Source organism: Pantoea sp. X-Soil-YNGN-775, from assembly GCF_059730575.1.
Window position 1 is genome coordinate 2,931,323 of the sequence record NZ_AP035945.1, and the last position, 21,350, is coordinate 2,952,672.

The 21,350-nt window shown below is 53.5% G+C and carries 24 protein-coding genes and 1 pseudogene; 11 read left to right on the plus strand and 14 right to left on the minus strand.

The window, feature by feature from the left end:
* Positions 1 to 29 precede the first annotated feature (29 nt).
* The 3 genes from AC6I8I_RS13590 to AC6I8I_RS13600 form a co-directional block, all read right to left on the minus strand.
* Positions 30 to 983: an OmpA family protein gene (locus AC6I8I_RS13590; protein ID WP_312057372.1), complete on the minus strand. Its 954-nt coding sequence runs from the start codon at positions 981 to 983 to the stop codon at positions 30 to 32.
* Positions 984 to 1,051: 68 nt separating this feature from the next.
* Positions 1,052 to 1,642: a helix-turn-helix transcriptional regulator gene (locus tag AC6I8I_RS13595; RefSeq protein ID WP_312057371.1), complete on the minus strand. Its 591-nt coding sequence runs from the start codon at positions 1,640 to 1,642 to the stop codon at positions 1,052 to 1,054.
* A gap of 26 nt (positions 1,643 to 1,668) precedes the next feature.
* Positions 1,669 to 2,058, minus strand: coding sequence for a winged helix-turn-helix domain-containing protein (locus AC6I8I_RS13600; RefSeq protein WP_312057370.1), 390 nt, complete (start codon positions 2,056 to 2,058; stop codon positions 1,669 to 1,671).
* Between the two features lie 675 nt (positions 2,059 to 2,733).
* Here AC6I8I_RS13600 and AC6I8I_RS13605 point away from each other — a divergent pair.
* On the plus strand, positions 2,734 to 3,522 hold the full coding sequence (locus AC6I8I_RS13605; RefSeq protein WP_312057369.1) for a winged helix-turn-helix domain-containing protein: 789 nt from the start codon (positions 2,734 to 2,736) through the stop codon (positions 3,520 to 3,522).
* Positions 3,519 to 3,989 carry a YqeJ family protein gene (locus tag AC6I8I_RS13610; protein ID WP_312057368.1) on the plus strand — a complete coding sequence of 157 codons (471 nt, stop codon included), beginning with the start codon at positions 3,519 to 3,521 and terminating at the stop codon, positions 3,987 to 3,989. The genes AC6I8I_RS13605 and AC6I8I_RS13610 overlap by 4 nt, the downstream gene beginning before the upstream one ends.
* A 67-nt stretch (positions 3,990 to 4,056) precedes the next feature.
* On the opposite strand, the pseudogene AC6I8I_RS13615 reads toward AC6I8I_RS13610, so the two are convergent.
* Positions 4,057 to 4,377 (minus strand): annotated as a pseudogene (locus AC6I8I_RS13615) (SDR family oxidoreductase); the annotation flags it as partial.
* A 128-nt stretch (positions 4,378 to 4,505) separates the two neighbouring features.
* Between AC6I8I_RS13615 and AC6I8I_RS13620 the strand changes: the two are divergent.
* Positions 4,506 to 4,715, plus strand: coding sequence for a hypothetical protein (locus AC6I8I_RS13620; RefSeq protein WP_312057367.1), 210 nt, complete (start codon positions 4,506 to 4,508; stop codon positions 4,713 to 4,715).
* Between the two features lie 153 nt (positions 4,716 to 4,868).
* Here AC6I8I_RS13620 and AC6I8I_RS13625 read toward each other — a convergent pair whose 3' ends face one another.
* On the minus strand, positions 4,869 to 5,753 hold the full coding sequence (locus AC6I8I_RS13625) for a helix-turn-helix domain-containing protein (protein WP_312057374.1): 885 nt from the start codon (positions 5,751 to 5,753) through the stop codon (positions 4,869 to 4,871).
* A gap of 178 nt (positions 5,754 to 5,931) precedes the next feature.
* Between AC6I8I_RS13625 and AC6I8I_RS13630 the strand changes: the two genes are divergently transcribed.
* A complete protein-coding gene (locus AC6I8I_RS13630; protein ID WP_497827971.1) occupies positions 5,932 to 6,831 on the plus strand; it encodes a DMT family transporter in 900 nt (299 codons plus the stop codon).
* A 36-nt stretch (positions 6,832 to 6,867) separates the two neighbouring features.
* On the opposite strand, the gene AC6I8I_RS13635 is transcribed toward AC6I8I_RS13630, so the two are convergent.
* The gene (locus AC6I8I_RS13635) at positions 6,868 to 7,104 is read right to left on the minus strand and encodes a hypothetical protein (RefSeq protein WP_312057365.1); all 237 of its coding nucleotides are present in this window, start codon (positions 7,102 to 7,104) and stop codon (positions 6,868 to 6,870) included.
* Between the two features lie 265 nt (positions 7,105 to 7,369).
* Between AC6I8I_RS13635 and AC6I8I_RS13640 the strand changes: the two genes are divergently transcribed.
* On the plus strand, positions 7,370 to 8,590 hold the full coding sequence (locus AC6I8I_RS13640) for an L-lactate MFS transporter (RefSeq protein WP_312057364.1): 1,221 nt from the start codon (positions 7,370 to 7,372) through the stop codon (positions 8,588 to 8,590).
* Between the two features lie 34 nt (positions 8,591 to 8,624).
* On the opposite strand, the gene AC6I8I_RS13645 is transcribed toward AC6I8I_RS13640, so the two are convergent.
* Positions 8,625 to 9,500, minus strand: a complete 876-nt coding sequence (locus tag AC6I8I_RS13645; protein WP_497827972.1) for an SMP-30/gluconolactonase/LRE family protein — start codon at positions 9,498 to 9,500, stop codon at positions 8,625 to 8,627.
* A 262-nt stretch (positions 9,501 to 9,762) separates the two neighbouring features.
* On the opposite strand from AC6I8I_RS13645, the gene AC6I8I_RS13650 reads away from it, so the two are divergent.
* On the plus strand, positions 9,763 to 9,924 hold the full coding sequence (locus tag AC6I8I_RS13650; RefSeq protein WP_497827973.1) for a hypothetical protein: 162 nt from the start codon (positions 9,763 to 9,765) through the stop codon (positions 9,922 to 9,924).
* Between the two features lie 74 nt (positions 9,925 to 9,998).
* Here the strand turns inward: AC6I8I_RS13650 and AC6I8I_RS13655 are convergent, their stop codons facing one another.
* From AC6I8I_RS13655 to AC6I8I_RS13670, 4 genes are all read right to left on the minus strand, one after another.
* Positions 9,999 to 10,280 (minus strand): putative periplasmic lipoprotein, encoded by a 282-nt coding sequence (locus AC6I8I_RS13655; RefSeq protein ID WP_312758953.1) that lies wholly within the window; start codon positions 10,278 to 10,280, stop codon positions 9,999 to 10,001.
* Between the two features lie 254 nt (positions 10,281 to 10,534).
* Positions 10,535 to 11,338 (minus strand): hypothetical protein, encoded by an 804-nt coding sequence (locus AC6I8I_RS13660; protein ID WP_497820374.1) that lies wholly within the window; start codon positions 11,336 to 11,338, stop codon positions 10,535 to 10,537.
* Between the two features lie 9 nt (positions 11,339 to 11,347).
* Positions 11,348 to 11,800, minus strand: a complete 453-nt coding sequence (locus AC6I8I_RS13665; RefSeq protein WP_031375883.1) for a universal stress protein — start codon at positions 11,798 to 11,800, stop codon at positions 11,348 to 11,350.
* 7 nt (positions 11,801 to 11,807) lie between these two features.
* A complete protein-coding gene (locus AC6I8I_RS13670) occupies positions 11,808 to 12,593 on the minus strand; it encodes an IclR family transcriptional regulator (protein ID WP_497827974.1) in 786 nt (261 codons plus the stop codon).
* 150 nt (positions 12,594 to 12,743) lie between these two features.
* On the opposite strand from AC6I8I_RS13670, the gene AC6I8I_RS13675 reads away from it, so the two are divergent.
* The 3 genes from AC6I8I_RS13675 (at position 12,744) to ypdK (ending at position 15,650) form a co-directional block, all read left to right on the plus strand.
* Positions 12,744 to 14,342, plus strand: coding sequence for an MFS transporter (locus AC6I8I_RS13675; RefSeq protein ID WP_497820375.1), 1,599 nt, complete (start codon positions 12,744 to 12,746; stop codon positions 14,340 to 14,342).
* Between the two features lie 2 nt (positions 14,343 to 14,344).
* Positions 14,345 to 15,373 carry an HlyD family secretion protein gene (locus tag AC6I8I_RS13680; RefSeq protein WP_497820376.1) on the plus strand — a complete coding sequence of 343 codons (1,029 nt, stop codon included), beginning with the start codon at positions 14,345 to 14,347 and terminating at the stop codon, positions 15,371 to 15,373.
* 202 nt (positions 15,374 to 15,575) lie between these two features.
* A complete protein-coding gene (gene ypdK / locus AC6I8I_RS13685; protein WP_099257831.1) occupies positions 15,576 to 15,650 on the plus strand; it encodes a membrane protein YpdK in 75 nt (24 codons plus the stop codon).
* 51 nt (positions 15,651 to 15,701) lie between these two features.
* Here the strand turns inward: ypdK and alaC are convergent, their stop codons facing one another.
* Together alaC and AC6I8I_RS13695 are read right to left on the minus strand one after the other, a co-directional pair.
* Positions 15,702 to 16,937, minus strand: a complete 1,236-nt coding sequence (gene alaC / locus AC6I8I_RS13690; protein WP_031375879.1) for an alanine transaminase — start codon at positions 16,935 to 16,937, stop codon at positions 15,702 to 15,704.
* 117 nt (positions 16,938 to 17,054) lie between these two features.
* The gene (locus tag AC6I8I_RS13695; protein WP_312057418.1) at positions 17,055 to 17,579 is read right to left on the minus strand and encodes a GNAT family N-acetyltransferase; all 525 of its coding nucleotides are present in this window, start codon (positions 17,577 to 17,579) and stop codon (positions 17,055 to 17,057) included.
* Positions 17,580 to 17,854: 275 nt separating this feature from the next.
* Here AC6I8I_RS13695 and AC6I8I_RS13700 point away from each other — a divergent pair, with 275 nt between their 5' ends.
* Both AC6I8I_RS13700 and AC6I8I_RS13705 read left to right on the plus strand, forming a co-directional pair.
* Positions 17,855 to 19,525 carry a LytS/YhcK type 5TM receptor domain-containing protein gene (locus tag AC6I8I_RS13700; protein ID WP_312057434.1) on the plus strand — a complete coding sequence of 557 codons (1,671 nt, stop codon included), beginning with the start codon at positions 17,855 to 17,857 and terminating at the stop codon, positions 19,523 to 19,525.
* Positions 19,522 to 20,250, plus strand: coding sequence for a LytR/AlgR family response regulator transcription factor (locus AC6I8I_RS13705; protein ID WP_312057420.1), 729 nt, complete (start codon positions 19,522 to 19,524; stop codon positions 20,248 to 20,250). The genes AC6I8I_RS13700 and AC6I8I_RS13705 overlap by 4 nt, the downstream gene beginning before the upstream one ends.
* A gap of 82 nt (positions 20,251 to 20,332) precedes the next feature.
* Here AC6I8I_RS13705 and glk read toward each other — a convergent pair whose 3' ends face one another.
* Complete coding sequence (gene glk, locus AC6I8I_RS13710; protein ID WP_031375875.1) at positions 20,333 to 21,298, minus strand: glucokinase; 966 nt, start codon at positions 21,296 to 21,298, stop codon at positions 20,333 to 20,335.
* Between the last annotated feature and the right edge of the window lie 52 nt (positions 21,299 to 21,350).

Consider the following 21,350-nt stretch of genomic DNA (forward strand, 5'->3'; position numbering starts at 1 on the left):
GATGTTAATAAATGTCAGAATAAAAGTTCTTAGCCTTCTGCGTGTTGTTTAGTGCCGTATATTTCGACTTCCACCCTTCTGTTTGGTTGATTGCACTCAATAAGCTGCTTTTTTTTCAAATTGTGAGCCTGGCAATCGGCAACAAGAAGGTGGGTCGCCCCTGCTCCCTCAAAAGTAATGACATTTTCAGGTAATCCTGATTCGATAAGTAATGACGCAATAGTTTTCGCGCGTTGCTCCGAGAGGCGCTGGTTATATTCAACTTTCCCAAGCGGATCGGCATAACCTTTGACGATAACTTTATCCAGCGTCTTATAATCAGTGCCGATCTGGTCAGCCAGTTTTTGTAGCGTCTGGGCAGCGCCGGGCAACATGCCGCTACGGTCATGACGGTTCAGCTTAAAGAGCGAGGAGGAGCTAATTGAGTAGATCCCGGTCGGGCAATTCTTGCCGTCCACTACGCGTGATATCGTGTGCGATTGCACCTTCACATTGGCTAAGACCTGTTTCGCCTGATCGCGATCGACCCAACGGGTGACCACTTTCCCCTGGTCATCGGCGGCAACCTGATAGAAATAGAGCATACCCGGCTCTAAATCCGGCGTTTCCTCTGCCGCTCCCAAAGGTTTATTCACGCCACTATTCAGATCGCCAGGAACCACGCTCAGCTCTTTTTTGCCAGGGCAAAGGGAAAGCGCAACAGCCTGATGCTCCGGTAAAAGACTGGCGTGATACTTGCCGTTGAGAAAAATATTCAGAGGCTTCGCTGCAAGCGTATCCCGATCGCGAGCCAGCCGAAATATTACTACCCGCGCCAGCGTATCTTCTGTCACCCACTGGTCTTTACCCGGCGGGGTATCCAGGACCCAAGGAGTATGAGCTTCAGATTTAGTTTGCGTTTCTTGCGCGTAAGCACAGGTGCTATAGGTAAAGCTGCTTATAAAAAAGGTAAAAAATAGCTTTATAAATACTTTTCTGGTCATGTCCATATATTCCATAGATTAATTCAAAGAAGTGCTTCGCCACAGCAATCTGACACTACCCCGGTTAATTAAATTGTGTTCATGGGAAGTTTATTCATTTTTTTTGAAATATAGCTATTGATATAGATTAGCGATCTACTGCTTATCCTTTTGACACCAAGTTTATTAAGGGCATTCAGTTTGTAAGTAGAAAATGTTTTAATTGAAATATTCAGCCTCTCGGAAGTATCTTTCGGCGATTCTCCATTGATATAGTGCATTAAAATGGTGTTTTCTCTGTCAGATAAGCTTAAAGATTCCCCCGCACACCGTCTCTGACAATTTTTACCGATATGTTTTAACCAGATTATCAGGCTTGCCAGACGCGCTTTCTCCGGCACTGCCAGAATAAAACTATTGCACCTGAAATCCCGTACACCAAAACGTTCAACAATAAAAATAACCTTTGCTGCGCTATAAATATTGCTGGTAAAAAAAACTATTGGCTGCGTTTCATTTCGGAGATCAAAGAAGACCAGACTGGTGGGCAAATCGTCTTCAGTATTAATAACCTCGTCATAACTCATCTCCGTCAGACAAGCCTCATAGCCAGCCTCGGTCAAAAGAGTAAGCATCCCTAATTTAAAATAGTTATCATTAGACACGACGTATGCTTTCATGTTGGCTATCCTCGCCATAAAATAATCTATGCTCCCTCCCTAAATAAAAATAAAGGACGGACACTTCCTTTCTTAATTGAAAAGCCTTTCACCTCTATCGTTTCAATACGCATAATGAAATCGTGAGAAACACCAAGCATGGCTAATTTAAATCTGAGTGATTGCATTACCTGCCACAGCCGCTGACTGGACGACCTCAGCCCATGCAAGTCCCATACGTTGTAAAGAATCTCTTCATTCGTCACAATACGATCGCAGGCATTTTGCAGCAGATAAAGAAAGAGTCGCATCATTGTCTCTCGCATGACAAAAAAATTCTGTGGCCTTCCTTTGCTATCGTAACTCGTGAATTTTTTATGCATAATATCGAATTGAAAGTTATCACCGATATAGTAACCAACGAGTTCTTTTTCCATAAGAGAATTACCTCACTTTGTTCACATGACCTCACATGGCAGCACAATGCGGCTACATCATATTTTTAATATAAAAAAAAGAAAACAACTAAATACATCATTTAACAATCAAAATATTTGCCCATTAAAAAACTTAAAAACAGTAATTAATGTCGGGCATGGTGGTCATCGCCCCCTGGATTTAACAACAAAACAACATCACTAAAGAAGAGGTTATTTATTCGCAGCAAAGTATACATAAACATAAAGCACCGAATTTCAACAAAAGACAGAACAAAATTTCAGGTGATAGCTAAGCGCCGTGTTCCTTTTCACTTTCAGCGAACCCCGCATCAAAATCAACATGAACGAACTCTTTCAGATATCTAATACATATAAACGCAATTACATAAAAGAAAGAGAATTAAGCGATTGATATATAAATGATTAAAAACATTCTTAATGGCTGCATTAAGATCTCCATTAAGGTTCTGCTTATAGAAAAAAGGGTTACCTGACCTTTTTATCCGTCGCCATGACGCGCCCTCTGACGAAGACGAATGTGCTCAAAATCGGCACAGCAGTAACTTAGGTTCGGCCATGAAGTACTTGCATCCCACCTACATAAAGTGTATTTAATATACCACTTTAAATTGTATACAAATTAGCCTGACACCGGCCTTAATGATTGTTTTTATGAATAAAAAATATTTAATTAACAACTTTGTTGAATTTCAGCCCAGCAATAATTTGCTGCTTTGTTACACCGAGCCGGTTCGCAGCGTTGTGTTACCTTTACCTTCTGCCCGCTGCTTTACTCTGCTGCTGGAAAGAGGCGATCTCGTCCCCCATAAAGAGTTTTATCCTTATGTATGGGGTAAAGATTCAGATCAGATTATGCCTAACAACCTTTATCAAAACATATCCTTACTACGTAAAGCGCTACGCAGTATTGCGCCGGATGGAGAGGCTTGGGTGGTAACCGTACCGAGGAAAGGATTTAAACTTGCGCCGTCTGTGGGGGTGGAGGTAAAGCAAAGTGAAGAGCAGGAACCTTACCCAGAAGCACCTGACGCAATGCCGGTAATAACATCAGGAAAGAAAAGCTCCCCCTCAGATTACCTTTCTCTATCTCTTCCCCAACTATTTAAACTCTGTGGCTATCTTTTTCTGGTAGCCCTGGCGGCTGTTTGTTTTCTGGTAGTAGAGCAATATACTTATAAAGAATCCAGGTTCGCAGATAACTTTTTCTTCTACAAGTCCTACGGTTTTTGTGAGCTGAACATTAATAAAATCGCCCGAGCACCTTATATACATGAAAAATTTTTATCCTCCATTATTCAGGACTGCTCGCGCTCACCTTATATTTATATTACCGCCTATAGTATATTACCTGTGGCATCTATTATTACCTGTGAAAAACCCATCTCTTATAACAAACCTAACTGTGATTCATTCTTTGTAACGGAGCTCGGGGAACCATGAGAAAACGATTTTCTTACGGGATAATAGTGACTGCAGTGAGCATGGTGATTGTTACAACGTTTATCCTGCTCAATCGAAGTTATCAGCATCGCTATTTTAGCTGCTATACGCATTACCATTCCCGTAAAAATACATTAAGTCTGGATGTCATATTACGGTTTGATTTTAATGGCGATGAGGGGATTGTAACGATGGCGGGAAGAGTAAACGATGAGCACGGCGGGACACGGGTGGTCAATAAAAAGATGCTCTATTCCTTTAAACATACCGCTTCTCACTATCTAATGATTTCAAAAAAAAATTTTACCCAGCCCCATGACGAAGCGGACGATGCATCCCTCGCTCAGTTTGTTGCCCCGTTCTTTTTTAAAGAGGGGCATAAGCTGCTTTATCGCTTTTTTGCCCAGAAGAACGGAGATTATCTGATCGAGGATGGCAAGCTACCGATAGGGTATTGCCAAAGCTGACCCGGTTACTCAGAAAGAACACAATAAACCCAGCCAGCGGCAGGGTTTATTGTGACAGGAGGGAATATCAGTTAAACACCCTCCCACCGACGATTAACAGGGATTGCCCAGTCGTATAGTCGGAGGCCGGTCCTGCAAGAAAGGCTACGCACGCCGCAACATCTTCAGGTTCAGAGGGCCGTCCTAAAGTAATACGTTTGGCGAACTCCTCCGTACCATAACCCAGCAGTTTACCCGCCGCCTCGGAGACCTGACGGTTAATCTTCGCCCACATCGGGATTTTAACGATGCCGGGGCAGTAGCCGTTAACGGTAATGCTAAGCGGAGCGAGATCCCGCGCAGCGGTCTGGGTCAGGCCACGCACCGTGAATTTGCTGGAGCCGCAGACCACAGCCATGCTGGATAAGGAGACGCTGCAGAGGAGCGTGAAACATTGTGCTGACGACAGCCCCGCCGCAAAAATGAGTAAAACAGTGTGGGTTTCGACCCCGATCGATCAAAACGAGGACCGAAAGCGTGAAAAAGAAAATTACTCTGCCCCAGTTTGGTCAGCAGGCTGATGCAGAGGTGTTCGGCAACAAAATCACCATTCGCTATGAGGGCAATGAATCCTTTCCCCGAGGCCTCAAAGTAAATGAACAGTATTATGTAGTGATTGATGGCGAGGAAAAAACCATGACGCTGGTGCGCAAGCCGATGGGCTCATGGCAGTTCTCCCTGCAGTAATCACCTGTGCTGTAAACGGCCTCGCTGCGGCGAGGTTTTTGTTATCTGACCGCCGCCAGACACCACACGACAACGGCCAGTCGCTGAGTGCGGTGCAGCGCTATAACTGCCTGCGATAGTCGCCTCTGCGCTCATTGCCGCAAAACATGATAATCACTCATCCAGCGTGTGATGCTTTGCCTTGCGGTAAGCCGAGGGCGTAACGCCGTGTACCTGACGAAAACGGTGGCTGAAGTGGCTGGAAGAGTGAAAACCGCACTGCAGCGCGATATCCGTCAGGGTTAATGCGGGCTGCGTCAACAGCATCCTGGCCCGCAGCATACGGCGCTGCATCACGAACTGATGAGGCGCTTCGCCGGCTGAGTGACGAAACATACGGGCGAAGTGAAACTCACTCAGCGCCGCTTCGCTCGCCAGATCGGCCAGCGTTAACGGCCGATCGAGGTGCGCATCGATAAATTCAAGCACCCGACGCAATACGGCAGGTGCCAGCCCGCCCCGCACCTGAGGCAGTTGCCACTGTACCTCGCTGTATTGCTGCAGAAGATGGGTCAGCAACAAGGTTGTCGCACTGCTCAGGATGAGCTGGCTGGCGGGCTGTTGCCAGTCGCAGCTCAGCAAAAAATGGCGATAGAGTTGGGTAATGCGCGGGTCGGCGGCGAAAATTTTTTCGTGCAGATTTAACTGTGCCGGGCTGCGATCCCATACCTGTTCCGCCAGCTGGCGCAGCTGTGCTTCGCTGCAGTAAAGGTGAACAAAGGCGAGATCGGCGCGCAGATCCCAGCTCGATTCTATCCCCGCCGGCATCAGGCAGAAACGATCCGGTGCGCCGCCATTACGCCAGCCCTGGGCGGTTTTATGCCAGGTATCGTAGCCCCCTTCCACATACAGACTCAGCGTATGGTGATCGCTGAGCGTGGTCACGCGATCGCCGCTGTTAAACCAGGCCGCCAGTTGCAGGCCATTGCGCAGCTCCACCCGATCGCGCAGCTGCGCTTTATGGCGTTGCAGGGTTTCAAAGGTCTGGTAACTACGCATCCGGGTATCAGCTTCAGAGGAACAGGAAACCAGTTTACGGATCTGGCGGGACGGAGAACAGGCCACATCGGGACGCCTGATAAAAATGCGCAAGATTTTGCAAATCTGCCGCAGCCCGATGCAAGCGCCGCCCGTGCTAAAGCCGCAGACTGCGGGCTTTAGGCTAAGGAACGCGACGATGAACCTGTTTTTGTATCTCTCTGTGGTGCTGATCTGGGGTACCACCTGGATTGCCATCTATGCGCAACAGTCGGCTGGCACCAGTGCGGTGACCGTTGCCGTGTTCTGGCGTTTTTTACTGGCTTCAGTGGTGATGTTGCTGCTGCTTAAGGCGGTGAAACGCCTGCATCGCCTGAGTCTGGACGATCATCTGTTCTGCCTGCTACAGGGCGGCTGCGTGTTTGGCTTCAACTTTGTCTGCTTCTATTACGCATCCGGCTACATCAGCAGCGGGCTTGAGTCGGTCATTTTTTCCATGGCCGTGATGTATAACGCCATCAACAGCTGGATTTTTTTCGGCCAGCGTCCTTCGCCGCGTCTGATTCCGGCAGTGCTGCTGGGTATGGCGGGGATCGTGGCGCTGTGCTGGCATGATCTGCGTGACACTCAGGCGTCTGGCGAATTGCTGTGGGGAATGGGACTGAGCGCGCTCGGCACGCTGGGCTTTTCGTTCGGCAATATGATCAGTCAGCGCCATCAACGGCGGCAGCGGGATGTGCTGACCACCAACAGTTATGGCATGTTGTATGGCGCGCTGCTGATGGCGCTGGTGTCACTGCTGCAGGGCGTTTCACTCTACCCTACCTGGAACGGGCAATGGCTGACGGCGCTGAGCTATCTGGCGATAGTCGGATCGGTGATCGGTTTTGGTGCCTATTTTACATTGGCAGGTCGCATCGGTGCCAGCCGGGCCGCCTATACCACGGTGCTGTTCCCGCTGGTTGCGCTGGCGTTCTCAACCCGCTATGAGGGGTATCAGTGGCATACCAGCGCCATCCCTGGCCTTGTCATGATTCTGCTGGGCAACCTGGTGATGTTTGCCCGCTGGCCGGCAAGCCGTCGCCGCGCTATCGTCTGACGAAGAGGCGGGCTGCGGCCCGCGTCCGGATGAGCGTCATGCCCATTGCTGCTGTTGAATGAGTTTTTGTGGTTGATTGATTGCCTTGCGTGCAATCCAGTAGAGCAGTACTCGCTCATCATCACTATCGCGATCGGCCATCGACAGCAGTTTGAGCGCCAGCGTCGATTTGGTCACAGGCTGTTGTTCAGCACTCAGTTCAATCACTGCCTGACCGATAATGCTGCAAACTTCATCCTCACTGGTGATGGATTCATATGTCCGGTCTTTCATATTTCCTCCTGATAAGTGAACCCTTAGCCTGGCAAAAAATCTGCAAAGCTGCAGGCATAATCGCCTGAGTGAAACATTATCTTACGGCTACTTACCCTTACTTATTAAACTGCCGCTTTGGTTATCTTTCAGCAGAGGCCGTTCATACCCTCTCAGCAGCATTTCATGCCGCGCCTGCTTCCGTTCATGCCGTTGGTCGCCGCGCGCGCGTAAGGCTGGCCTATTCTGTCCGCAATTTCCAGATTCCCGGACGGGAGAGAAAATCATGAACCAGACTCAACAGGCTTCGCACCAGCGCACCCGCTGGCTCACACTGATCGGAACGGTGATTACCCAGTTCGCGCTGGGATCGGTTTATACATGGAGTTTATTCAACGGCCAGCTGTCGCAAAAACTGGATGCGTCGATCAGTCAGGTGGCGTTTTCGTTTGGCCTGCTAAGTTTAGGCCTGGCTATCGCCTCGTCGCTGGCGGGAAAACTGCAGGAACGTTTTGGTGTACGGCGCGTCACTATCGGTGCCGGTATATTGATGGCGTCAGGATTCTGGCTCACCGCGCATGCCGACAACCTGGTGATGCTCTACCTCAGCGCTGGCCTGCTGGTCGGCCTGGCCGATGGTGCCGGTTATCTGATGACGCTCTCAAACTGTGTTAAGTGGTTCCCGGAACGTAAAGGCATGATCTCAGCCTGCGCCATTGGTGCATACGGACTTGGCAGCCTGGGCTTCAAATTTATCTGCGGCGCGCTGCTGACCCATGTCGGCCTGGAACAGACTTTTATTATCTGGGGCGTGCTGGCGATGACGATGATTATACTCGGTGCCCTGCTGATGCGTGATGCCCCACCGCAAAGTGCGTCCAGCGTCAGCCAGCAGCAGGCTCGCGATTACACGCTGGCGCAGTCGGTACGTCTGCCACAGTACTGGATGCTGGCGCTGATGTTCCTGACGGCCTGCATGAGTGGTTTGTATGTGATTGGCGTGGCGAAGGATATCGGTGAAGGCCTGGTACATCTGACTACGCAGACTGCCGCCAATGCCGTTACGGTGATTGCCATTGCTAACCTGAGCGGGCGTCTGGTGCTGGGCATCTTATCTGACAAGATGTTGCGTATCCGGGTGATTTCGCTGGCGCAGGTGGTTTCGCTGGTGGGAATGAGCGTGCTGCTGTTTACCCACATGAATGAAACCACCTTCTTCCTGTCGTTAGCCTGTATCGCCTTCAGCTTCGGCGGCACCATTACCGTGTTTCCCTCGCTGGTCAGTGACTTTTTCGGCCTCAACAACCTGACCAAAAACTATGGCCTGCTCTATCTCGGCTTTGGTATTGGCAGCGTCATGGGCTCACTGGTGGCATCGCTGTTCGGCGGCTTTACCGTCACCTTTAGCCTGATTATGACCCTGCTGGTGATCTCGCTGTTACTCTCCCTGACCATTCGCTTACCGCATCAACCGGCGGTCGGTAAGGCGGTGTTGCAGCGCCATTAATCTTTACGGGCCGCGACCAGGCGGCCCTTTTGCTTCAGCCGCGGAAACGCGGCTCTGCACTACCCGCCACCTCAAGCTCAACCGCAAATATATCGCCCGATTCAGGGTAGCGTGCCAGCTCTTCTTCAGTGCGATCTTCACGCGAACTGGTAATAAACAGCGTTTTCAGATCGGCTCCGCCGAATGCCACCATGGTCGGCCATTTCACCGGCAGCAGGATCTCATCAACAATCTCGCTACTCTGCGGATCGATACGCACTACCCGTCCGCCATCGAACTGGGCTGACCAGTAGTAGCCTTCACTGTCGACCGCGGCGCCATCCGGTAAGCCACCAGCGGCGTCGAAGCGGCGGAAAACGCTGCGCTCGCCCGGTTCGCCATGGCTATCTAACGGATAGCGGTACAACACCTCGTTGGGCGTGTCGCTGTGATACATCCAGCGACGGTCGGGAGAGAACGCCACGCCGTTAGAGATTTTGATGTCCCGCGCTTTAACCTCCAGCGTCAGTTCCGGCGTAACCCGGCATAACAGGCCGCCGTTTTTGTCCTGCGGTTCCCACAGGCTGCCACACCAGAAATTACCCCAGGGATCGACCCGGCCATCATTAAAGCGACTGCGCGCGGCTTCCCCCGGATTATCCGCCACCTTCTGTTGCGGTTTGCCCTGCGCATCCAGCAGCCAGACGCCGCTGCGCAAAGCGGCAATCAGTCCGCCCGATTGACGTAAGCCGATACAGCCCACTTCTTCCGGCTGGGGAAAGGTCTGCAGTTCGCCACTGACCGGGTCAAAACGGTGGATCGCCGGTGCCAGAATATCGACGCACCACAGCACCTGCTCTTCTGTTGACCAGAGCGGGCATTCGCCCAGCTCAGCCTGCAACGCCATTACATTTTTCACTTCATGCGCCATGTTTTTCTCCTGTTAACGCGTCTGCTAATAATGTAGCTATAATTTATTTTAAATGAGAATTATTTTCGCTTGCTTTTAAGATTATTCTCGCCGAAAATAATCGCTATTCAGCCATTTCTTATTTTCTTCTCTTTTACCGACGCCAGATTCCGCCAACTGAAATATCCAGCAATATCTGCATAAATAACTCTACATTTCCTGCATCTTCACTCCACTTTTCCAGCGTAACGTCGTAGTCATTGGAAAAGAGGAGACGTTTCCTATGAAGAGATTAATTAAAGTCGCTTCGGTAGTCGGGCTGATAACATTATTAAGCGGCTGTATTATCGAACCCCGTCACGACAATGGCTGGCATCACGGCGGTGGCGGCGGGTATCATGGAGGCTATCACGGTGGGTATCATAGCGGGCATCATCACCGCTAACGGGCAAAGGCGTCACACAGCATAATATAAAAATAGAAAAATTAAGGGCGGGATAATTATCCCGCCCGTTTTATTTAGCTTTTGACTGCATAATTACACTGGAACCAGGCTTTCTTTAGCCCCGGAATATGGCTGTCCTGGGCCGGCAGCGATTCCACTTTATCGAATCCTTTCTTATTACAGTAATTCGCCAGATCAACGTCCATCGCATCACGATTGACTTTCTCCGGGTCAAACCGGTACTGGACAGTATTTGAGCTGGCATCTTCGTCAACACGTTCAAATGCCCCGGGTTTACTGGCGGTACAACCGCTCAGCAAAATCAGCGCCAGCGCGCCGATAATTTTTTTTTTCATTTATTTATCCTCATCTTGCTGCGCAGTGTATGTCGCAGCACGTCACGCATCCATAGGATTAATGCGCGAAAAACCAAAAATTTACACGCTTTTACCGATTAATTCGATACGATTAAACGGCTGTCACTATCAGGGCGAGCGTGACATGATGCATTCAGACCAAACGAAGTCTGCACCACACCAGGTAATAGCCAAAATAACAACGTAATCCTGACCTTTGTGCCCGCGCTAAGCGGGCTTTTTTACGTCAGTCACTAGCCGGAAACTGCAAACATTCTACGTAACAGGTTGGCCGCGCGCTTGTCAGGTAATGCGAGAATCGCACTGTAGAGATCAATCGACATGCCGCACATTGAAGAGCGATCAACCGCGGTATCGGCGGGCATGTTCAGCTGCTGCAGCTTATCGCCCCAGCGCTGATAAAGCTGCGCAACCACCTGTTTCAGATCGCGTTGCGCCAGTGCGCTGTCCATTGGCTGCTGCTGAGGTGCGCTGTTAAGCAGTAATTGCTCCATCGCCCCGGCCTCTTTGTGGTTGAGCGACGGCGGCAGGATTTTCACTAAATTGACGCCGCCATTGACCTGGGGATAGAGAAAACGGAAGCACAGGCCAGGATCAAGGGCATTGAGCGCCTGCATCTCCTCGACTGACACGCCAATGTAATTCACCACCGCCGCATCGGTTGCCCGCATCAGCCGCTGATTAATCACGTCGAGCAGCCAGCCGCGTAGTTCGCCCGTCGCCTGTTCAACCGGTTCACCGGCGCGGACCCGGCGGGTCAGTTCCTGCGTCAACAACAGCCACAATGCCGGTTCCTGGGTTTGCAGTACCCGATATCCCGGCGTCTGTGCCAGGTAACTCACCGCCCGATCGCGCTCTCGTGCCTGCTGCTGCTGCGGCACAGCCCAGCTGAACCACAACAGATTAGCCACCACCAGCGGCAGCAGAAAAAGCATCAGCCCCTGCCACAGTCGCAGTCGGGTGGTTTTAATCAGCACAATAATAATCAACGCCAGCAGCGCAAAGGCGGCCAGCGTAATAACCAGCAAAGAGCTCATGCTACGGTATTAATCCTTACGCACATCAATCAGCACCGGGCAGTGAGCACGCTCAATCACCGCCGCGCTGACCGAACCTTTCAACAGTCGGTTAAAAGAGGAGAGATGACGGCGTCCCATGATAATCATGCTGGCCTTGAGCTGGAGTGACTGCGCAATAATCGTGTCGGCCGCTTCGCCGGCCAGAATCATGCCGCGCGCGTTAATGCCGGCGCGCAGCAGCGGTGCGAGGGCATGGCGCACCACCAGTTCCGCGGTGTTCTGCTCATCCTGCGCCGCGACAAAATCAGCCGGATCTTCACCGGCATCAATTTCCATCGGTTGGTTACAGGAGGAGTACGCCGGATCGACGCAGCACAGCACCACCACTTCTGCGTGGTGAGCCAGCGCCTCTTCAATGGTGAGCGCAACCACTTTTTCGGTTACCGGCGAATGATCAATGGCCATCAACAGGGTTTTCATCGAATGCTTATCCTTCTACAGCGGCGATTTTGCCAATTTCACGCACCAGCGCGTCTTTACACTTCAGCATTTCATCACGATAGCGATCTTCGTGGCGCTGGAAGCGTGCAGAGGGCACCAGCAAAGAGACAGAGAAGCGGCCAAACAGCGTATCGAGGGCAAACGCCATAGTCGAGATGCCTTCCAGCGTTTCACCGCGATCGACCGCAATGCCGGTTTCGCGCACTTCGTTGATCAGTTGCAGCAGCTGCGGCAGGGTTTTGACCGTCATCTCGGTCAGCTCCCGCCAGGCTTCGCCTACAATCACCCGAACGTCTTTATCGCACTCTAACGCCAGCAGCGCCCGGCCGCCGGAGGTGCTGTAGAGCGGCAGGTTGAGCCCCATGTGCGGCACAACGCGCAGCTCACGCGAGGCGACCACACAGTGAACGATAGCCAGCTGAGTACCGCTGGCGCGCGCCAGCGAGACGGTTTCATTGGTATCGGCAGAGAGTTTTTCCAGCAGTGGCCGGACCAGATCGACCACATCGGTGTGCACGCTGGACATCAGCTTCAGTAACGCCGGTCCCAGCCGCAGGCCGCCGGCACCGCTGCTGCGCACCAGTTCTGCGCTGTCGAGCGCGGCGACAATCCGCTGCACGGTGGAGCGAGGCAGATCGACCGCCTGGGCAATCTCACCCAGGCTCATACCGCCCGGCTGTTCGCCCAGCGCATTCAGAATTTTTGCCGCACGTGCGATCACCTGGATACCGCCCGTTTTCTCTTCCTCACGGCTGGAGGGTTGATGTGCCATAGCGTCGTCCTTTTTCAGCTGGCCTACTGTAGCGCGATCGGCGCACTTTTTACAGCCTGTACCACATTGCAATACAGCATACCGGGATGTAATAATACGCTGCTGTATCACATCGCAATACACTGCATCAAAATAATGAGATAACGTGCTATGACTGCTCAGCCAGCCCCTGTGCCGGCCCCCCATCCTTTTACGCTGCGCCTGGCGCTGGGGTTAATCGGTGTCTTAATCGCCGCCCTGACCTCCGGGCTGAACGATCGCGTCAGCGATATTGCGTTGGCGGATATTCGTGCGGCGATCGGCATCAGTTACGATCAGGGTAGCTGGATTATTTCCGCCTATCAGGCGGCGGAAGTGGCGGCGATGATGATCGCGCCGTGGTTCGCCGTCACGCTATCGTTACGGCGCTTTGCGCTCGGCGTATCGGCGGGCTTTATGCTGACCGGCATCCTGCTGCCGCTGGTGCCAGACCCGACGCTGTTTATTTGCCTGCGGGTGCTGCAGGGGCTGTTTGGCGGCGCACTGCCGCCGATGCTGATGACCGTCGCCCTGCGCTTTTTACCGCCGCCGATTAAACTGTTTGGCCTGGCCGGATATGCACTGACCGCCACTTTTGGCCCGAACATGGCGGCTTCGCTGGCATCATTGTGGACCGATCACGTCAGCTGGATGATGGTGTTCTGGCAGGTGGTGCCGGGCATGCTGATCGCCATGCTGCTGATTGGCTGGGGCCTGCCGCAGGACCCGCTGCGTCCCGAACGTTTCCAGCAGATCGATCTGTTTGGCATGGTCACCGGCTGCAGTGCTATCGCCCTGCTGGTGCTGGTGCTGACTCAGGGCGAACGTCTTGACTGGCTCAACTCCCCGCTGATCGTCGGAATGTTACTGACCGCGCTGCCGCTGCTGCTGGTGTTCCTGATCAACGAGTGGTTTCACCCGCTGCCGCTTTTTAAGTTGCAGATGCTGAAGCGTCATAACCTGGCGCACGGGCTGCTGGCACTGGCCTGCATCCTGACCCTTTCGCTATCAGGTTCGGCACTGCCTTCCGCCTACTTTGCCCAGGTTGAGGGCTTTCGTACCCTGCAGTTTGCCCCGCTGGCGCTGGCGGTTGGCCTGCCACAACTGCTTATTGCGCCACTGGTTGCGGCGTTGCTGAATATCCGCTGGATCGACTGCCGCTGGATGCTGGCGGCGGGCGTGGGTCTGCTGGTCACCTCGTGCCTGCTGGGTTCGCAGGTTACCAGTGACTGGGCGCGACAGAACTTCTGGTTGCTGCAGATTTTGCAGGCGTTCGGACAACCGATGGTGATTGTGCCGATTCTGATGAGTGCCACCAGCGTGGTCGCGCCGCCAGAAGGCCCGTTCGCCTCAGCGATGTTTAACACGGTGCGCGGATTTTCCAGCATCGCCGCCTCGACGCTGGTTGAGGTATTCCTCAGCCACCGCGAGCAGTTTCACTCCAACATTTTAATTAACCAGGCCGCCAGTCGTCCGTGGCTGATAACCGCATCCGACAGCAGCCATGCCAGCAGCAGTCAGCCGTTACTGCCGGACGGCAGCATCAGCGCCAGTGAAAATATCAGCGGTTTCGCCACGCTGGTGAAGCATCAGGCGACGGTGCTGAGCCTGAGCGACAGCTGGCTGATGCTGATCGGCTTTGCTGGCTGCCTGTTATTACTGACCGCCATCCTGCCTAAACGCGTCTGGCCGCCCCAAACCCTGATTCAACCCCTATCCCGGAAGAACTGAATATGCGTGCTTTAATAATGAGAAAAACAGTGCTGCTGAGCCTGCTGCTGCTGGTTTTACTGGCGATAGCCTGGCTGATTGGGTCGATGATGACCCGTAACGATCACCGCACCGACGATGCTTACGTCAATGCCGATTATACCCTGGTGGCACCGAAGGTATCGGGCTACATCAACACCGTGCTGGTGCAGGACAATCAGCAGGTTAAAGCCGGTGAACTGCTGGCGACGCTCGACGATCGCGACTATCGCGTGGCGCTGGAGAGCGCCAGAGCCGACCTGCAGGTCAGTGAGGCAAAACTGCTGAGCAGTCAGGCGCAGCTCGAACAGCAGCAGTCGGTGATTGAGCAGCAAAAAGCCAGCGTGGCCGCCAGTCAGGCCTCAGCGCAGTATGCGGGTCAGAGCGCCGATCGCTATAACCGGCTGTATAAGAGCGGCACGGTCGCTGCTGACGATCAGCAGAAAGCCAGCTCAACCCAGCGTTCAGCGCTGGCGGCGGTACGACAGAGTCAGGCGGCGCTGGCCTCGGCAGTAAAACAGGTTGGCGTATTGCAGGCGGCGGTCCGCTCAGCGGAAGCTGACGTGGCAGCGGCGAAAGCCAGTGTCGATCAGGCCGAACTGAATCTCTCTTATACCCGCATCGTAGCACCGGTGGCCGGCATGGTCGGGCAGCGCGCGGTGCGCACCGGCGCCTACGTCTCGGCCGGCACCCGCCTGCTGGCGGTGGTACCGCTGCAGCAGACCTATATCACCGCCAATTATCTGGAGACCCAGCTGAGCGACGTGCGGCCGGGACAGCGGGTGCGTATTCACATCGACGCCTTACCGGGCGAGACCTTTACCGGTCACGTGGACAGCATTGCGCCCGCCACCGGCGCGACTTTTTCGGCAATCTCCCCCGATAATGCCACAGGCAACTACACTAAAGTCGTTCAGCGTCTGCCGGTGAAAATTGTGCTGGAGAGTGACCAACCGCATCTGGCGCAATTACGTGTAGGCATGTCGGCGATCCCGGAAATTGAAGTGCCGTAAATTTGTGAGCAATATCTCAGAACGGACCTATTTCATTTAGGCGGGATTCCGCGTAAATTAGCGCCCGATCCTGTTCTGAATTATTCAGATCGACCCGGAAAAGAGCAGACCGTTAATTCAGGCGGCGATCTTTTTTCCAAATCTGTTCGCGTTGCACTGGTTTGGGATCGCCATCATCGTAACCGCTCAGAGGAGTTGCTTTGTGAAATATGCCTTGATGGGAATATCTTTTTTCGCGTTGCTTTGGTTCGGAACCTTCGTTCTGCTGCTGAAGTAATGGCGTGACAGTGCCGCCAGGGGGCGACAAGCTTGTCGCCCCAGCTGGCTGTCAGATCTCTTCTTCCAGACTTTTTACGCTGCCCGGCAATACGCCATCGGCACGGAACATCGCTTTAATCCCCCGCACCGCCTGACGGATCCGGTCACTGTTTTCAATCAGTGCAAACCGCACATGCGTATCACCATAATCACCGAAGCCGATGCCTGGCGAGACGCAGACTTTGGCCTCCTGCAGCATATGTTTGGCAAACTCCAGCGATCCCATATGGGCGTAATGGTCGGGAATTTTCGCCCAGACGTACATTGAGGCTTTGGGATTGTCGACCATCCAGCCCGCTTCATGCAGCCCTTTGACCAGCACATCACGGCGGCGTTTATACTGCTCAGCGATATCGCGCACGCATTGCTGATCGCCTTCCAGCGCCGCGATAGCCGCCACCTGCAGCGGTGTAAAGGTGCCGTAGTCGTGGTAACTCTTGATACGTGCCAGCGCGGCAACCAGCTCTTTATTACCGACCATAAAGCCGATGCGCCAGCCCGCCATGTTGTAGCTTTTTGACAGAGTAAAAAATTCGACGGCGACGTCACGCGCGCCCGGTACCTGCATAATCGACGGGGCTTTCCAGCCGTCATAAACGATGTCGGCATAGGCCAGATCGTGGATCACCAGAACGTTGTACTGCTTCGCCAGTGCAATCACCCGCTCGAAGAAGTCCAGTTCCACGCACTGCGCGGTCGGGTTAGACGGGAAGCCGAGGATCATCATTTTTGGCTTGGGATAACTTTCGCGGATGGCGCGTTCCAGCTCATTGAAGAAGTCGACGCCCGCCACCAGCGGCACCGAACGGACCTGAGCCCCGGCAATCACCGCGCCGTAGATATGAATCGGATAGCTTGGGTTCGGCACCAGCACGGTATCGCCATGATCCAGCGTCGCCAGCATCAGGTGCGCCAGGCCCTCTTTCGAGCCGATGGTAACAATCGCTTCGGACTCGGGGTCAATCTCCACCTGATAACGATCGGCGTACCAGCGTGAAATGGCCCGGCGCAGGCGAGGAATGCCGCGCGAAGTAGAATAACCGTGGGTATCGTCACGCTGTGCGACCTGACACAACTTTTCCACGATATGCGGTGGCGTCGCCCCATCCGGGTTGCCCATTGAAAAGTCGATAATATCTTCGCCGCGCCGACGCGCAGCCATTTTCAGTTCAGCGGTGATGTTGAAAACGTAAGGGGGCAGACGTTCGATACGCGAAAAACGACGGGGTGTGCTGTTATCAGCCATGATGTCCTCTGGAGTACGTGAGCGCCCGGACCGTCCGAGCGACGCTGGTCACTGCGGTGACCTCTCAAGAACATAACGTGGCGATAACAACTTTGTCGAGGGTGGCGGAAAATATTTTTATTTTTGCGGATTCAGCCGTCCCAGCAGCCAATCGTTTACCCAGCGACCGTTCAGCAGATAATTATCCCGTAGCGTCCCTTCGAGCTGAAAGCCATTTTTTTCCAGAATCCGGCGCGACGCCCAGTTGCCTTCAATCACCATGGCTTTGAGCTTATGGAAATCGGCCTCAAATAAAAACTGGCACAGCGCCGCCAGCGCTTCGCTGCCAAACCCCTGACCACAGTGACGATGCAGCAGCATGTAGCCCACTTCCGCCTGGCGGTAAGGCTCCCATTCCGGGCTGCACCCGAACAGGCCAATCGGTTCACCGGTATCGAGCCGGCGCGCCACCAGGCAGAGCATATGAAAACTGCTGGCCTGCCAGGGTGCCAGCCGCTCATTGAAGCGCTGGCGAATATCTGCCTCATCAGGAATTTCGCTCACCCAGGTCATGGTGTCGCGGTCCTGATGCACAGCGCGGAACAGTTGCCAGTCCTCTGGCTGGAGTTTACTCAGGGCTAATCTGGCGGTGACGAATTGCATGCTCGGCTCCCGATGCGCGCGGTTTTACGACGGTTCTGGCTCGCTTATCGCGCAACATAGCAAACTGCCCCGTTGGCGACCAGTCCCGGCCGGCTGGAAAATGTTCCCCTTTATAGCACTCAGACTTTCCCCTTTTCGTTATTTGATCCCCATGATTGATCTGAAACATAAACCGGCATAGCGGATCGCCAGAATGCTAGCGGTTCGCGATCACATTTTTTATCATAGGCCCACATTCCTTTGCCGATGAGTCGCCTGTGTCCTCCCACTTCACGATGTTACTGGCAGTGTTTGATCGCGCCGCATTAATGCTGATCTGTCTTTTCTTTCTGACGCGCACCCATCTGTTTCGCCAGCTGCTGCAAAAAGATGAACACACCGGCTATGAAAAAGCAGCTGTTACCGCCATCTTTTCACTGTTTGCGCTGTTCAGCACCTGGTCCGGCGTTGATGTTGATGGATCGTTGCTGAATGTGCGGGTAATTGCGGTCATGGCTGGCGGCATTCTGTTCGGGCCGTGGGTCGGTATCGCGACCGGCGTGATTGCCGGTCTGCACCGTTTTTTGATTGATATTCACGGTGTCACCTCGGTGCCCTGTCTGATCACCAGCATCATTGCCGGTCTGGTGGCGGGCGGCATTAACCGGCGGGTGCTGAAAGAGCATCGCTGGCGGGTGGGCATCATCGGCGGCATGCTGTGCGAAACCCTGACCATGCTGCTGATCATCCTTTGGGCGCGCCCGACCTCACTCGGGCTGGCAATCGTATCGGAAATTGCGCTGCCGATGATCCTCGGTGCCTCCAGCATCGGCCTGATTGTGCTGCTGGTGCAGAGCGTAGAAGGTGAAAAAGAGGCGATTGCTGCCCGTCAGGCCAAGCTGGCGCTGGAGATCGCCAATAAAACCCTGCCGCTGTTCCGTCAGGTCAATAGCGATTCACTGCGTAATATCTGTGACATTATCCGGCGCGAGATAAAAGCCGATGCGGTGGCGATGACCGACAAAAAGCAGATCCTCGCCTACGTGGGATATGGCGAACAGAACTATCAGCATGGCGATGATGACATCAGCCCGACCACCGCCCAGGCGCTGGCCAGCGGTAAGATCATCATCAGAAATAACGATGAAGCGCACCGCACCAAAGATATTCACTCGATGATCGTCATTCCGCTGTGGGAAAAAGGCAAAGTGACCGGCACGCTGAAGATCTATTACCGCCGGGCGCACCGCATTACCGGCTCGCTCAAGGAGATGGCGATTGGGCTGTCACAGATTATCTCCACCCAGCTTGAAGTCTCCCGCGCCGAGCAACTGCGCGAGATGGCCAATAAAGCGGAACTGCGCGCACTGCAAAGTAAAATAAATCCTCATTTCCTGTTTAATGCCCTGAACGCTATCTCCTCCTCCATCCGCCTTAATCCCGATACCGCCCGCCAGCTGGTGATCAACCTGTCGCGTTATCTGCGCTACAACCTGGAGCTGAATGACGATGAGCTGATCGACATCCGCAAAGAGCTGTGGCAGGTAAAAGATTATATCGCCATTGAGCAGGCGCGTTTTGGCGATAAGCTGACGATGATTTACGACGTCGATGAAGATCTGCACTTTTTACTGCCCAGCCTGCTGATTCAGCCGCTGGTGGAGAACGCTATTGTGCACGGTATCCAGCCCTGTAAGGGTAAAGGCGTGGTGACGCTGAGCGTGCGGGATCTGGGCGATCGGGTGCGGATCGCGGTGCGCGATACCGGCCAGGGGATCAGCGATGAGGTGATGGCGCGCGTTGCCCGCAACGAGATGCCCGGTAATAAGATCGGCCTGCTGAATGTGCATCATCGGGTCAAACTGTTATCGGGCCAGGGATTATCCATCGTCCGCCATCAGCCCGGCACCGAGATTGCCTTCATACTGAGTAAAAACGGCCAGCGCCTGGCGGAGAATCTGTTATGAAAGCGATTATTGTTGAAGACGAATTTTTGGCCCAGCAGGAGCTGAGCTGGATGATCCAGCAGCACAGCACTATCCAGATTGAAGCCTGCTTTGATGACGGTCTCGACGTGCTGAAATACCTGCAGCAGCATCGGGTTGACGTGATTTTCCTCGACATTAATATTCCGTCGCTGGATGGCATGCTGCTGGCGAAGAATATCAATCAGTTTGCCCACAAACCGTTGATTGTGTTTATTACCGCGTGGAAAGAGCATGCGGTTGAGGCGTTTGAACTGGAGGCGTTCGACTACATTCTCAAGCCTTACCACGAGTCACGCATTGTCACCATGCTCAACAAGCTTGAAGCCACCGTCCAGACCCAGCAGGCCGTCAGCAATCCTGCCGTTGCACCGCAGCCGCAGACGGTCAATCTGCTGAAAGATGAACGCATCATCGTCACCGACGTGAATGATATTTACTACGTGGAAGCCCATGAGAAACTGACGTTTGTCTATACCCGCCGTGAAGCCTATGTGATGTCGATGAATATCAGCGAGTTCTGTTCACGCCTGCCGGAGCAGCAGTTCTTCCGCTGCCATCGCTCTTACTGCGTTAATCTGAGTAAGATTCGCGAAATCGAACCGTGGTTTAACAACACCTACCTGCTGAAACTGCGCGATCTTGACTTTCAGGTGCCGGTCAGCCGCAGCAAAGTGAAGCTGTTTCGTCAGCTGATGCGTTTGTAATTACCGGCAGGGAATGGCAGAAATTCACTTCCCGACCGATCGGCAGCCGGGTCGGGAAGCGGTATAGCGGATCAGGCAAGGATCAGATTTCGCGGCCCAGCGTCTGACGCAGATGCGCACCGGCACCCAGCAGGCCAGGCTGATCGTGAGTGATCATATAAACCGGGATGCTGGCAACGTAATCGCGGAAACGGCCTTTATCTTCAAACGCAGCGCGGAAACCCGACGCTTTAAAGAACTCAAGGAAGCGCGGCACGATGCCACCCGCAATGTAAACGCCGCCAAAGGTGCCAAGGTTCAGCGCCAGGTTGCCGCCGAAGCGTCCCATGATGACGCAGAACAGCGAGAGCGCGCGACGGCAGTCGGTACAGCTGTCATCCAGCGCCCGTTCACTGACATCTTTCGGTTTCAGGTTTTCCGGCACGCGATTATCGACTTTAACGATGGCGCGATAGAGGTTAACCAGCCCGGCACCAGAGAGCACGCGTTCTGCGGAGACGTGGCCCAGCTCTTCGCGCAGCACTTCCAGAATCTGATCTTCTTCTTCGCTGTTGGCGGCGAAGTCAACATGGCCGCCCTCGCCCGGCAGGCTCACCCAGCGCTTATCGACGTGGACCAGATGGCTGACGCCCAGCCCGGTACCGGCGCCGTAAATGGCGATAGGCTTATCTTTAACCGGCTCGCCGCCACCGAACTGAATCACGTTATCGGCAGTCAGCATCGGGATCGCCATCGAAACCGCGGTGAAGTCGTTAATGATTTCCAGGTGTTCAAAACCGATGTTCTCTTTCAGCTTGCGCGTCGAAAACGCCCAGTCGTGGTTGGTCATTTCAACCCAGTCATCGGTAATCGGGCAGGCGATGGCAATACAGCCATCTTTAATATCCTGCTGTTGTTCATCAAGATAATGGCGGATGACGGCTTCGAGGCTGTCGTACTCTGATGTTGAGAATGTTTTGGCCTGGGAGATGCTGCCGCTTTCCACCTCACACAGGGCGAGACGGGCGTTGGTGCCGCCGACATCGCCGACCAAGGCATAGGTTGTCATTCTTCTGTTGCTCCGCTTGGGGTCTTAAAGAGTTGGAGGACACTATAAAATC